The organism is Termitidicoccus mucosus, from assembly GCF_038725785.1.
In the GTDB taxonomy this organism is placed as follows: domain Bacteria; phylum Verrucomicrobiota; class Verrucomicrobiia; order Opitutales; family Opitutaceae; genus Termitidicoccus; species Termitidicoccus mucosus.
On sequence record NZ_CP109796.1, the window covers coordinates 1,766,149 to 1,781,300 of the forward strand.

The 15,152-nt window shown below is 68.1% G+C and carries 4 protein-coding genes; all 4 read left to right on the forward strand.

Annotated features, from left to right (window positions below; all coding sequences use genetic code 11):
• The first annotated feature begins 31 nt into the window (after window positions 1-31).
• A complete protein-coding gene (locus OH491_RS06000) occupies window positions 32-8,353 on the forward strand; it encodes an autotransporter outer membrane beta-barrel domain-containing protein (protein ID WP_068771873.1) in 8,322 nt (2,773 codons plus the stop codon).
• 112 nt (window positions 8,354-8,465) lie between these two features.
• The gene (locus OH491_RS06005; protein WP_068771872.1) at window positions 8,466-9,446 is read left to right on the forward strand and encodes an endonuclease/exonuclease/phosphatase family protein; all 981 of its coding nucleotides are present in this window, start codon (window positions 8,466-8,468) and stop codon (window positions 9,444-9,446) included.
• 355 nt (window positions 9,447-9,801) lie between these two features.
• Window positions 9,802-13,212, forward strand: coding sequence for a glycoside hydrolase family 2 TIM barrel-domain containing protein (locus tag OH491_RS06010; RefSeq protein ID WP_068771871.1), 3,411 nt, complete (start codon window positions 9,802-9,804; stop codon window positions 13,210-13,212).
• Window positions 13,209-15,134 (forward strand): DNRLRE domain-containing protein, encoded by a 1,926-nt coding sequence (locus tag OH491_RS06015; protein WP_342750909.1) that lies wholly within the window; start codon window positions 13,209-13,211, stop codon window positions 15,132-15,134. Before OH491_RS06010 ends, OH491_RS06015 begins: the two co-directional genes overlap by 4 nt.
• Window positions 15,135-15,152: the final 18 nt, after the last annotated feature.

The following is a 15,152-nucleotide window of genomic DNA, read 5'->3' on the forward strand; positions in this document are numbered from 1 at the left end:
GACAAATCAAAACCCTGAAACACAAATTTCTATGAACACCGACACCTTGCCAAATCTAAAATTCAAACTCGCGGGCGCGCTCTTCGTCCTCGCGTTCGCGCTGCCCCCGGCTTTTTCCGCCGACCTCTATTGGGGCGGCGGCACCGGCGCCCTCACCGACGACAACTGGTATTCCGACGCCACCCTCACCACACCCGTCACCCGCACCGGCACCGACGTCATCAACCTCGCCAGCGGCACTCTCTACATCGCCGGCTCCGGCACCGTTTACGATGCCAACATCGGCCTCGCCGCGGGCGACAGCGCCGCCGTTATCGTCTCCGGCACGTGGAACAACACCAACGGCGAGCTCTCCATCGGCAACGGCGACGGCAGCGCCGGCGCGCTCTCCGTCCTCTCCGGCTCTGTCCGCGCCAACACTTTCTACATTGGCAATTACGGCTCCGGCACCTTCTACCTCGCCCAAGGCGCCATGCTCACCAACTCCGCCAACGCCTTCTTCGGTCGCAACGCCGGCGGCTCCGGCACCGCCACCATCAACGGCACCTGGAGACTGGACAACGGTAGCGGCGCCAGCGGCTACCTCATCCTCGGCAACGCCGCCGACAGCCGCGCCAACCTCCTCAACATCGGCGAGACCGGCTCCGTCACCGTGACCAACAACTACCTTCGCGTCGCGGCCGCCTCCAATTCCTCCGGCACCATCAACATCGCCCAAGGCGCTTCCCTCACCGTCGGAGCCTCCGGCTCCATCAACTCCATCATCAGCATCGGACATGGCTCCGGCGCGCTCGGCGAAGTCAATGTTGACGGCCTCCTCTCCCTTGTCTCCACCGCCACTGCCGGCGACCGCAGCTTCGCCGTCGGCTACGGTGCTACCGGCGACACCGCCAGCGCCATCGGCGTCCTCAACATCGGCCAGACCGGCACTGTCAACATCACCGGCGCCTCCGAAGTATCCCTCGGACGCATGGGCGTCGGCTCCGGCTACAACATCTCCTCCAGCGGCACCATCAACGTCGCCGGCCTCCTCAACACCAACGGCACCCAACTTCTCCTTGCCCGCTCCGGCGACGGCTACCTCAACATCCTCTCCACCGGCACTGTCCTTGCCGGCAACACCCGCGTCTCCAACGGCAACAACGCCAAGGGCATCTCCTACGGCGAGGCCAACATCTCCGGCTACATGGGCATCACCGGCTGGCTCGACATCGGCGCCGCCGGCATCGGTGTCGTCAACATCGCCTCTACCGGCACCGTCGTCACCACCGCCGACCTCACCGTCGGCCGCAGCACCAGCACCGCCAGCGGCACCCGCAGTTACGGCATCCTCAATATTTACGGCCACGCCCTCGCCCTCGACAACCTCGTCATCGCCAACGACGGCGTCGGCACCCTCAACCTCTATGCCGGCGGCACCGCCTACTCCACCAACGAGGCCTCCCTCGCCCTGACCGCCCAGTCCAGCGGCACACTCAACCTCCTCGGCGGCCACCTCTCCGCCCCCACCTTCTCCACCCCCGTCGGCGCCTTCACCGCCAACCTTGACAGCGGCACACTCGAAATCCGCAACGCCACCGGCGTGCTTAACCTCACCGACAACCTCACCGGCGCCGACATCGTCGAAAAAACCGGCCTCGGCGCCATCGTCATCGGCGGCGACTCCTCCGCCTATGCCGGCACGCTGAACATCCGCGCCGGCGCTCTCCGCGCCGGCGGCACCGGCGGCAAACTCGGCGGCAACGTCACCATCGCCTCCGGCGCCACCCTCGACCTCCGCGCCGCCGCCCTCGAAACCACCGGCAACCTCGTCCTCGCCGACGGGGCCAACCTCGCCTATTCCCTCGTCGCCCAAAAGCAACTCACCGCCGCCAACCTCGACATCGCCGGCTTCGGCGTGCTCTTCCTCGACGACGAAGGCACCCCCGTCACCTCCTTCCCCGTCTCCTACACCATCGCCAACTACACCGCCGTCACCGGCCTTGCCAACCTCGACACCTGGGGCATCGTCGGCGGCTACGACGCCGCCTTCGACATCGCCACTCCCAACATCATAAGGGTCAACCTCAACGCCGCCGGCCTCGCTGTCCTCCACTGGCAGGGCGGCGACGGCGACTGGGACACCGCCAGCACAACCTGGCTAAAATCCGCCGTCCCGGCAAAGTGGGCCTACGGTGCCCTCGGCGTCTTTGACAACGCCACCGCCGGCACCGTCAACGTCTCCGGCCTCCAGACCTTCAACACCCTCCAGTTCGACGTCAACGGCTACACCCTCGCCGGCACCGGCACCCTCGCCAGCGACCCCTTTGCCGGCGCCGCCGTCCTCAACGTCACCGCCGCCGGCGCCACCGCCACCATCAACACCGCCCTCTCCGCCGCCAACCTCGTCAAGGCCGGCCCCGGCGCCGTCGCCCTCGGCGGCAACGTCACTGCCACCGGCACCCTCATCATCGGCGCCGAGGCGGGCAACGACGACGGCAAACTCGTCGTCGCCGGAACCCTGCGCGCCTCCTCCGCCCTGAAAGTCGGACTCAACGGTTCCGGCTACCTCGAAATCCAAAACGGCGGTCGCCTCCAAACTCCCTCCGACGCCTCCGGCACCCCCACCCTCTACACCGACCACATCGGCCACAACGCCGGCTCCAGCGGCACCGTCGTCATCAAGGACGGCGGCGTCTGGGAAAGCTACGGCGGCATCTATGCGGGCAACTACGGCGCAGGCCTTCTCCATGTCGAAAACGGCGGCACCCTCACCATCGCTGCCGGCGCCTCCCTCTACCTCGGCGAGCGTGCCAGCGGCACCAGCACTGTCATCATCGACGGCTACTTCCGCACCGGCATGAACGCCTCCGGCGCCCTCGTTTACCAACCCATCGGCAAAAACAGCACCACCGAAAGCGTCTTCACCATCGGCTCGACCGGCACCGTCTTCACCGCCCAGATGGATATCGGCATAAACGCCGGTGCTGCCGGCCGCGCCAATGTCGCTGGCTACTGGAACCTCGCCCCCGGCTCAAACCGCGTCGGCAACAGCGGCACCGGCGCACTCGAAATCCTCACCGGCGGCACCGTCCTCGCCACTGGCGCCGATAACTACTTTGTCGCTGGCCTCAACGCCGGCGCCCTCGGCACCATCACCGTCCACGATCGCGGCTTCCTCGACACCGGCACCCGTAATCACACCAGCCAGGCCAACTTCGGCATCGGCTGGACCGGCAACGGCATCCTCGACCTCCAGACCGGCGGAACCATCGTCTCCGCCGCCAGCACCACTGACAACGCCGCCTTCGTCCTCGGCTACGCCGCCAACAGTGTCGGCACCGGCACCATCGCCGGCCACCTCATCACCACCCGCGGCTACACCGACATCGGCCTCTCCGGCACCGGCACCCTCGAAATTCTCCCCGGCGGCCTCTTCACCGCCGACCGTGTCCGCCTCGCCACCAACGCCTCCGCCAAAGGCACCCTCATCCTCTCCGGCGGCGTCCTCGAGACCAACCAACTCATCCTCGGCGCCGGCACTCCCACCATCACTCTCGCCGGCGGCACCCTCCGCACCCTCGGTGACACCTCCACCTTCTTCCAAAACTTCCCCGCCCTCGCCATCGGCACCGGCACCGTCACCTTCGACACCCAATCCTACGCCGTCACCATCCCCGAAGCCCTCACCGGCGCCGCTGGCGCGGTGTTTAACAAAACTGGCGCGGGCTCCCTCACCCTCACCGCCGACTCCTCCGCCTACGCCGGCACCGTGAACATCAACGCCGGTGTCCTCGGTGGCGCCACAGGCGCGAAACTCGGCGGCAGCCTCAATATCGCCGCCGGCGCCACGCTCGACCTCCGCGACGCCTCGCTTGAGGCCACCGGCAACGTCACCTTTGCCGACGGCGCGCTCTGGCAGTATTCGCTTACCGGCACACACCAGCTCGACGTCGCCGGCACCCTCTCCTTCGCCGGCTCCGGCACGCTGCTGATTGACCGCGGCAACCTCGAAATCGGCGACATCACCATCCCCTCCTACTACACGCTCGCCACTTACACCTCCATCACCGGCGACGCCAACCTCGCCAACTGGGATGTGGCAGGCACCAGTTTCACCGCCAGCGGCAGCCTCGACGCTACCAGCAACCCCGGCAAAATTACCCTCACCCTCAACGGTGCCGACGTGGATTTCCTCGTCTGGCAGGGAGGCGACGGCGCGTGGAGCGACCCGCTCGTCTTCAGCCGGCAGGTCACGCCCGTTGACTGGGCGGACGGCGCCTTCGCCGTCTTCAACACCGGCACCGGCACCGTGACGGTGGACGGCCTGCAAACCGTGACCGGCCTCCAGTTCGGCGACCTTTCCAACGCGGTTGACTACACCCTCGACGGCTCCGGTACGTTCACCGCCGGCAGCGCTCCCATCGTCAATGTGCGCGCCAGCTCGACCGCCACGATCAACACCGCCATCGCGGTGCCCGGCCTGCGCAAGATCGAAAGCGGCGCGCTCGTGCTCGGCGGCGCGTCCACGCTCGACAGCACGCCCACCAGCGGCCCCGTGAGCATCGAGGGCGGCTCGCTCGAAATCAAGGGCGCGGCGACCGCCAAGGGCGTCAACGTCACCGGCGCCGCCCTCATTGTCACCGGCACCCTCGCCAACACCGGCACGCTCTCCGCCACCAACGCCGCGCTCACCATCGCCGCCACCGGCACCGCCGGCACCGCTGGCGTGACGCTCAACAACTCCGCCGCCGCCATCGCCGGTGCGCTGACCAACACCGGCGATCTCCGCGTTGCCGCCGCCGGCACTGCCAGCGGCACCGTCACCGTGGAAACCGGAGGCGCCCTGGCCAACACCGGCCTCCTCTACATCGGCGACGCCGGTGTCGGCCACCTCGAAATCGCCGCCGGCGGCACCGTCACCAGCACCGGTTACGGCTGGATCGGCTACGCCGCCACCGGCCGCGGCACCGCCACCGTCTCCGGCCTCTGGCAAAACAGTGCCGATATCCTCGTCGGCGGCTCAGCCGGCACGGGTGTCCTCACCGTCAACCCCACCGGCACCGTCACCAGCCCCGCCGGCTTCATCGGTTGGGGCGAAGCCACCACCGGCACCGCCAGCATCGCCGGACTCTGGCAGACCACCGGCGATCTTAATGTTTCCTACGGGGTCGGTGCCACCGGGGTCCTCGACGTCGCCGCCGGCGGCACCGTCAAGACCGGCAGCATCGGCTACATCGGGCGTAACACCGCCGCCAGCGGCACCGTCCGCGTTGACGGTCTGTGGGACATTACCGGCAACCTCGCCGTCGGCATGAGCGGCACCGGCGCGCTTAACATCGCCCCGACGGGCACGGTCCGCAGCTCCAACGCCGCCCTCGGCTGGAACAACGACGCCAGCGCCGGCGTCGCCAGCGTCGCCGGTGTATGGAACATCAACGGCGACCTCGCCGTGGGCCGCCTCGGCTCCGGCGTGCTCGACATCGCCGCCACCGGCACCGTCACCGCCACCGGCACTACCACCATCGGCAACGCCGCCGGCCAGTCCGGCACGGTCAATGTCGCCGGCGTGCTCGCGGCCAACGCGCTGTCCTTCGTCGGCGTCGCCGGCTACGGCGAGTTGAACATCAACGGCGGCACGGTCAGCAACGCCAACGGCACCCTCTACGTCGGCGGCTCCGATGCCGCCTCCACCGGCACCGGCGTCATCAACGTGCGCTCCGGCGGCTTCCTCGACAACACCGGCAAGACCCTCGTCGTCGGCCGCTTCGGCTCCGGCGCGGTCACTCTCGAGACCGGCGGGTCCATCGCGAGCGGCAACCTCTACATCACCGACACCACTACCGCCACCGGCACCGTCACCATCAAGAACGGCGCCCGCTGGGATGCCGGTGTCACTTACGTTGCCCAGCGCGGCACCGGTGTGCTCGCCATCGAGCAGGGCGGCGTGCTTGTCTCCGCCGGCGGCGTCAACATCGCCAACACCGCCGACTCCAACGCCAATGGCACCGCCACCGTCGCCGGCCTCTGGACTGCCACCGGCGGCAACTTCATGGTCGGCGTGTATGGCGCCGGCACCCTCGTCATCGAGCAAACCGGCACCGTTTTTGCCGGCGGCACCAATAACTACTTCCTCCTCGGCCGCTACGCCGCCGGCAGCGGCACCGCCATTGTCCGCGGCTACCTCGACACCGGCTTCCGCGGCGACGCCAACAACGCCAACTTCGGCATTGGCTGGGCCGGCACCGGCTACATGAGCATCGAGCAAACCGGCACCGTCATCGCCAGCGGCACCGGCGAAAACACCGTCGCCTTCGTCATCGGCAGTGACGCCAGCGGCACCGGCACCCTCGACCTCGCCGGTTACCTCGCCGCCAACAACGGCCAGGCCCTCATCGGCAAGTCCGGCGTGGCCACCCTCAACATCGCCCCCACCGGCACTTTCTTCGTCGGCGGCCAGTACAAGCAAAACCAGAACTCCACGCTCGGCATCACCTTGGATCCGGCGCGGACCACGCCCTACATCACCGCCGCGAGCGCGGTCCTCTCCGGCACCCTCGCGCTCAACGGCTCCGGCCTCGGCTACACCCCCGTCGCCAAGGCCAGCGAGCTCGCCGACACCGGCGTCCTCATCCTCACCGCCACCTCCGGCACCATCCACGGCAACTTCACCGCCGTCACCGGCCTCGGCGGCGGCACGCCCGACTACCTCATGCCCGGCGGCCATATCGAAACCGACGGAAACGGCGGCGCCAGCTATCGCGCCGGCTACCGTCTGGCGTGGGACGCACTGACGGGCGCGCACGGCACCTTCACCCTTGCCGAGGGCGAAACCTTCGAGGTGGACGTCCCGCTCGCCGACCGCGTCGGCGAAACCGCCCCCGGCTGGGACAAAAAATCCCTCACCAAGCTCGGCGCCGGCACCCTCGTGCTCAGCGCGCAAAACACCTTCACCGGCTCCGTCACCATCGGTTCCGGCACCCTCCGCCTCGGCGGCCCCGCCACCCATAAATTCGGCGCGCTGGCCAACCACGGTGTGCTCGACTTCGGCACCCCGCCCGTCGCCGCCCTTGGCGCGCCCGCCGCCGTCTCCGTGGGGACGGCGCTTGCGATCCCCGCCCCCGCCCCGGCCGCATTCCGCACCCTGGAGGTTGCCAGTCTCTCCGGCGACGGCGCGTTCCGCATGACCGTTGACCCCGGCACCGGCGCCAGCGACCGGCTCGTCGTCCTCGGCGACGCCGCCGGCTCACACCAGCTCCTCCTCTCCGCCAGCCCCGCCGCGACCGGCGGCGATCCGCAGGCGGTCGTGCTCGCCACCGTCGCCGGCGCCAACGACGCCACGTTCACGGGCGGCCTCGACTACAACGGCACCAACTACGCCGTCCAGAATGCGGGCGGCAGCGCCTTCCTCTTCGCCAACGGCGACGCCGGCGTCAACGACGCCATCCGCGGCATCCCCGGCGCCCAAAGCCTCATGTGGTTCGCCTCGCAGGACAACCTCTCGCGCCGTCTCGGCGAACTTCGCATCACCGATGTTCCCCCCGCCGACCACATCTCCCTCTGGCTTCGCGCCCGCGTCGAGCACGCCGACATCGACGACAGCGACACCGGCATGCGCCCCTTCGAGATGGATCTCTTCGGCGTCGAACTCGGCGCCGACAAAACCATCGCCATCTCCTCCGGACGCTTCTCCATCGGCCTCTACGCCAGCTACGGACACGCCACGCAGGACTTCAAGCCCCGCGCCGGCACCGGTGCCGCCGACGGTGAAAGCACCCAGCACGGCCTCGGCCTCTACGCCGCCTGGCTGCACAACGCCGGCTGGTTTGCCAACCTCACCCTCTCCGGCGCCCGCTACAAAAACGAGTTCACCGCCGCCGACCAAAGCGGCAACACCACCACCGGCGACCACGGCGACGACGCCTTCGGCCTCGCGCTCGAATTCGGCAAACGCATCGCCATCGGCGAGCGCTGGTTTGCCGAGCCCGTCGCGCAATTCTCCCATGCCCTCCTCGAGCGCGGCGACTATCGCACCGACGGCGCGAACCTCCTCGATGTCAACGGCACCGACGCCACCGTCACGCGCCTGCGCGCCGCCGTGCGCGCCGGGCGCTCCTGGCGTGTCGGCGGCGGCACCATGGAGCTCGCCGCCCGCGTCGGCGGCACCCACGAGTCCAGCGACAACGGCGAACTCCGCATCGGCGCCGGCGGCTCCTACCGCCCCAATCTCGACGGCGACCGCGCCGAGTTTGGCCTGGGTCTCTACTGGCAGCCCGCCGCCTGCGGACGGCTCTATTTCGACTACGAATACACCACCGGCGACGCCTACGAAAAACCCTACGCCTTCAGCCTCGGCTACCGCCACGATTTCTAGGCGCGCCCGCGGACGCCGGCGTTCTCTCACTGGGAGCGCCGGCATCCTGCCGGCAGACGGCGCTCCGCGCCGCCGATCAGTCCCGTCAGTCTCATCCATCTCCTCTTCCATCATGAAAATCTTCGCCCGCCCCCATGTGCCCCATAGGCTCGCCCTCGCCCTCCTCGGCGCGGCGCTCACCCTCGGCGCGGCCGGCCCGACCGCAGCCGCCGCGGCACCCGAACCCGTGCGCGTGCTCACGTTCAACCTCCGTAACTCCAAGGCCAACGACGGCGACAACGCCTGGGAGCACCGCCGCGAATCCGTCGTCAGGGTCATCGCCAGCCATCCCGACGGCAACGGCCCCTACGACTTCGTCGGCACTCAGGAAACCGTCATCGCCCCCGATCCCGGGCTCGACCAGCGCGGCTTCCTCGCCGCCCGCCTCGCCGGCTATGCCGTCATCGGACGCTCCCGCGACAAGGACCCCGACGCCGGCGAGGGCATGGTGCTCTATTACAAAAAAGACCGCTGGCGGCTCGACCCCAAGGACAACGGCACCTTCTGGCTCTCCCTCGCCCCCGACGAACCCGGTTCCAAATACCCCGGCCTCCGTCACGCCCGCACCGCCGCCTACGGCCTCTTCCACGAGCTGGACGCGAGCGGCGCGCCCACGGGCCGCAAGCTCTACGTCTACGACACCCACCTCGATCACACCAGCGAACCCGCCCGCCAGCACGGCGCGAAAATCCTCATGGAACGCGTCGCCGCCCGCAATGACCAGACGGCGCCGGTGATCATCATGGGCGACATGAATTGCGGCGAGAAAAGCGCCGCCATCCGCTACTTCCAAGGCGAGGAAACGCAGCTCGACGGCGCCCCCGTGAAATCCCCGCTCGCGCTCGTGGACACCTTCCGCGCCGCGAACCCCAAGGAGAAAAAAGTGGGCACTTTCACCGGCTTCAAGGCGGCGGGGAAGGAAAAGATAGATTTCATCCTCGCCTCCCCGGAGTTGCGCACGCTCTCCGCAAAAATCATCCGCACCCGCCGCGACGACGGCGGCTACCCCTCCGACCATTTCCCGATCGAGGCCGTCCTGACATGGGAAAAGTGACGGGATTTCCGCTTTTGGAGGGACGGCCTCCGTGCCGTCCGCTCCGCCGGGCGGCCGGAAGTGGCATGGTGTTTTCATTTAACAGTGGCGCGGCAGCGCCGGTAGGGCGAAGCCTCCGGCTGAGCCGCGGCTCGGTGGGGACGCCTCGCCCTGCCATTTGGGCCAAGGTTGAGAGAAAATACTATATCAGCTCCGCGCGGCCGCGTGAGCGACTGGGAGCGCCGGCTTCCAGCCGGCAGACGGCGCTCCGCGCCGCCAAACCCGCGGGCGACTCGCCCGTCCCACGCGACCCGCCCATGCACCCCGCGCCGCCTTCTATGACCCATCCATGCTTATCAGTCGCATCCGTCTTATCATGAAACCCTCCATTCTCGCCCTATCCCTCGCCTTCGCCGCGCCCATGCTCTCGCCCTTGGAGGCCGTCTCCGCGGCCGACCGGCCCGTCTGGGCCGATCCTTCGCGTCAGCACGAGGGGCTGGAGCCGGCTGCGGCGCAGATGACGCGCTTCGCCGACGCGGCCACCGCGCGCACCCTCGACCGCGCGCATTCGCCGTTTTACCGTTCGCTCAACGGCGACTGGAAGTTCCACTGGGTCCCGCATCCCGGCGAGGCCGGGCGCCCGCGCGAGTTCTGGCGGACCGATTTCGACGACCGCGACTGGAAGACCATCCCCGTGCCCTCCTGCGTCGAGATCGAGGGCCACGGCATCCCCATTTACACCAACACCGTTTACCCGTGGCGCGAGGTGAAGCCGCCCGAGATCACCGGCGACTACAACCCCGTTTCCAGCTACCGCCGCACGTTCGCCGTGCCCGCGGAGTGGCGCGCGGACGACCGCGAGGTGTTCATCACCTTCGAGGGCGTCAGCTCATTCTTCACCGTCTGGCTCAACGGCAAAAAGCTCGGTTTCAACAAGGACAGCCGCACGCCCGCGACCTTCCGCCTCACCCCGCACCTGCGCGACGGCGGCGCCGAGAACCTCCTCGCCGTCGAGGTGTTCCGCTGGAACGACGGCTCCTATCTCGAGGACCAGGACTGCTGGCGGCTCAGCGGCATCTTCCGCGACGTCTGGCTGTGGAGCGCGCCCGGCGTGCACCTGCGCGACTTCAAGGTCACCACCACGCTCGATGCGGCGCACCGCGACGCCACCCTCGCGCTCACCGGCGAGTTGAAAAACTTCACCGCGCAACCCCGCGCCGTCGCCCTCTCCGCCGTGCTCCTCGCCCCCGACGGCCGCGAACTCGCGCGCCTCGCCGCTGGTGTTCCCGTAGGGCCTGACCTTGCGTCAGGCCGCGGCTCGACGCAAGGTCGAGCCCTACAGGCCACCGTCCCGGCCGGCGGCGCCGCGCCGGTCGCGCTCTCCGCCGCCGTCGCCGCGCCCGCGCTGTGGTCGGCCGAGACGCCCGCGCTGCACACCCTGCTCCTCACCGTCAGCGACGCGCAGGGCCGCGCCCTCGAAGTCATCCCCTGGCGCGTCGGCTTCCGCTCCACCGAAACGCGCGACGGGCAGTTTCTGGTCAACGGCCGGCCCGTCCTTTTCCGCGGCGTCAACCGCCACGAATGGGACCCCGACCGCGGCTACTCCGTCACCCGCGAGGGCATGCTCAAGGACATCCTCCTCATGAAGCGCAACAACTTCAACGCCGTGCGCACCTGCCACTATCCGAACACGCCCGAGTGGTACGCCCTCTGCGACGAATACGGCCTCTACGTCATCGACGAGGCCAACATCGAGTCCCACGCCCAGATGGGGGAGACCTACGCGGGCCGCCAGACCGCCCTCGCCGACCAGCCCGAGTGGCGCGAGGCCCACCTCGACCGCACCCGCCGCATGTACGAGCGCGACAAGAACCACGCCTGCGTCGTCGGCTGGTCGCTGGGCAACGAGTCCGCCCACGGCGAGGCCTTCATCGCCGCCTACCATTGGCTCAAGCAACACGACACCCGCCCCGTCCAATACGAGGCCGACAACAGCGGCGAGTTCACCGACGTCATCTGCCCGATGTATCCCTCGCCCGCCTCCGTCCTCCACTACTCCGACCTGCCCCGCTCCAAACCCTTCATCATGTGCGAATACGCCCACGCCATGGGCAACAGCACCGGCGACATGTGGGCCTACTGGCGCCCCATCTACGACGGCGCCCCGTATCTCCAGGGCGGCTTTATCTGGGAATGGGCCGACCACGGCCTGCGCGCCCCCGTGCCCGCCTCGCTCAAAGTCGAGCATGTCGAAAACACCAAATCGCTCCCGCTCGACCCGAAACTCGGCACCTTCTTCGCCTACGGCGGCAGCTTCGGCGAACCCGGACGCTTCCCGCACGACGGCAACTTTTGCGCCGACGGCATCGTCTCCCCCGACCGCCTCCCCCACCCCGGCATGGCCGAGGTGAAAAAAATCTACCAGCCCGTGCAAATGCGCGCGCTCGACCTCGCCGCGTCCGCGCCCGAAATCGAAATCAAAAACTGGGCCGATTTCCAAAACACCGCCGAGTGGCTCGACGCGCGCTGGCGCCTCGTCGCCGAGGGCAAAACGCTCCAGCAAGGCGCGCTCGCCGGTCTTTCCGTCGCCCCGCGCGAGGCCAAACGCATCGCGATTCCGCTGCGCGCCCTCACCCCCGAGCCGGGGGTGGAGTATTTCCTCGAAGTCAGTTTCACCCTCCGCGAAAAAACGCCCTGGGCCGATGCCGGCCATGAAGTCGCCTGGGAACAGTTCAAACTCCCGTTTCCTGGTAGGGCGAAGCCTCCGGCTGAGCCGCGGCTCGGCGGGGACGCCTCGCCCTACCTTTCCGCCTCCAGCCCCGCTCCCGCTCTCGCCCTCGCCGAAACCGCCACCCGCATCACCGTGACCGGGAAAACCTTCTCCGCCGCCTTTGACCGCGCCACCGGCTTCCTCGCCTCGCTCAAAACCGGCGAGATCGAACTCCTCGCCGCCCCTCTCGCCCCGCACTACTGGCGCGCACCCGTGGACAACGACCGCGGCAACAACATGGCCGACCCCGGCAAACCCGTCCCCGGACGCCCCTCCGCCCGTGGCCCCGGCGCGTGGCGCACCGCGACTGATTCGTGGAAACTCGCCGCCCTCGAAACCACCACCGCCCCCGACGGTGCCGTCACCCTCACCGCCACCGGCCGCCTCGAATCCGTCAACCGCTCGCAAACCCTCGCCTGGACCGTCTGCCCGGACGGCGACATCCTTGTCCGCCTCAAACTCTACGGCGACCCCGACTACCGCGGCGCCGCCGAACTGCCCCGCTTCGGCATGCAAACCACGCTGCGCCCCGGCTTCGACCGCCTCGCCTGGCTCGGCAAGGGCCCCCACGAAACCTACTGGGACCGCCAGGACGCCCGCGTCGGCCTGTATGCAGGCAAAGTCCGCGACCAGTTCTTCCCCTACATCAAACCGCAGGAGACCGGCAACCACGAGTCCGTCCGCTGGATCGCCCTCACCGACACCCAAGGCCGCGGCCTGCTCGCCGCCGCCCTCCCCGGCCAAAATCTCCTCAGCGCCAACGCCCTCCATCACACCACCGACGACCTCTTCTTCCCCACGCACAAGGAAGGCCAGTTCTATCCCTACCAGCTTCCCGCGCGCGACACCGTCACCCTCAACCTCGACCTCCACCAGCGCGGCCTCGGCGGCGACGATTCCTGGCGCGCTCTCCCCCACGAGGCATACCGCCTCAACCGCTGGGCGCTCGAATACGCCTACCGCCTCCGCCCCCTCTCCGGCACCGAGGACATACCAAAAATCGCCCGCCAAAAATGATGGCACATCCCCATTCGGTCACGCTTGCCGCCCTGCTCGCCGCGCTCCTGTCCGCCTCGTCCGCCTTCGGGGCGCGCGACACCGACATCACCGGCCCCGACTTCAAGACCCTCACCTTTCAAAACGGCGCCGGCGGCTACACCGGCGCCATGGATGTCCTCATCTCCAAAAAATCCACCACCGACGCCCCTGCCCCGACAGCCCCCGTCTTCTGGCTCTCGCGCGAACTCGATGAAGGCACCCGCCGGCACAAAAACGAAACCGCCGCCCTCCTCCGCTTCGATCACATCTTCGGCGCAGGCGCCGGCCAAATCCCGCCCGGCTCTCCCATCACCAAGGCCGTCCTCCGCCTCCGCACCGACGCCAGCGAAGCCGCCGGCAGCCCGCACCGCCTCCACCTCTCCCGCATGTTGCTCCCGTGGGATGCCACCGCCGCCTGGCGCAACCCCGCGTGGGGCCGCGACGGAATACAAACCGACAACCGCGAGGCCCTCGCCGAACCCGACAACATCGGCACCCTCAATCAACCCAACACCGACTACGAACTCGACGTCACCCCCGCCCTCCGCGCCTGGGCCGCCGGCGCCGCCAACCACGGCTGGCTCCTCCACATGCTCCACATCGACACCGCCAACCAACTCGCCCTCGCCTCCACGCATTCCTCCTCCGCCAAAAAACGCCCCGCCCTCACCATCACCTACGACGCCCGCCCCGCCAACCGGGCCCCCGACGCCGACGACCTCGCCGCCGCCCGCGACACGCCCTCCTCCTCCAACATTTCCCTCCGCGCAAACGACCCCGACGGCGACCCGCTCTCCGTCACCTTCCACGCCCGCCGCCGCACCGACACCGCGCGCGATTTTAGCATAATAGTGCTCCCCGACACCCAATACTACACCCACATTCCCTACCGTTACGGCGGCTCCCCGGAAATGTTTTACGCTCAAACTGACTGGATCATCCGCTACGCCCGCCCCCTCAACATCGCCGCCGTCCTCCACCTCGGCGACATCAGCGACCAAGGCGACTTCGACCGCCAGGAATGGATATACGCCGCCAAGGCCATGTATCCCCTCGGCGACCCCGCCGCCACCGGACGCCCCGACGGCATTCCCTATATCCTCGCCATCGGCAACCACGACCAGCGCGACGAAAGCAAAAACTGGGGCGGCCCCGCCCATCTCTTCAATGAATACTTCGGCGTGAAGCACTTCTCCCAAAAGGGCTACTACGGCGGTCACTTCGGAAGCGACAACAACAACTATTATATAGCCTTCGATTCCGGTCCCGAAAAATTCATTGTCCTCTCGCTCGAATACGATTTCGACAAGCGCAATTCCAAAGTCCTCCAATGGGCCGACGGCGTCCTCAAAAAACACGCCGGCCGCCGCGCCATAATAATCACCCACGCGACCATCCACCCCGGCAGCGTCCAGGCCAACTTTTGCACCGACGGCGGCGGCCCCGCCTACGAAGGCCTCAAAAACAACCCAAACCTCATGTTGATCATCGGCGGCCACATCACCGGCGAAGGCCGCCGCACCGACACTTACAACGGCTCCACCGTCCACTCCATCCTCATGGATTTCCAATTCGACGGCGACGGCGGCAACGGCCTGCTCGGCATCCTCACGCTCTCCCCGCGCACCAACAAAATCCACGTTTCCACCTACTCGCCCCATGCCAAAAGCGGCCGCCTCGACTCCAGCGCGAACTACACGCTCGATTACGATTTTGGCGCGAAAATAGAGCCGTTCGCCAAAGTCGGCGCCGCCGAAGTCGCCGCCGGCGCGACCGCCACCTGCCGCTTGGAAAACATGGACGCGACCGCCACCTACGAATGGCAGGCCGAAATCAGCGACCAAGGGAAAACCACCCGCACCCCCGCACGCCCAATCCCGCCGGCCAAGGCTGAAAAATAAATCTTCCAAATCCCCCTG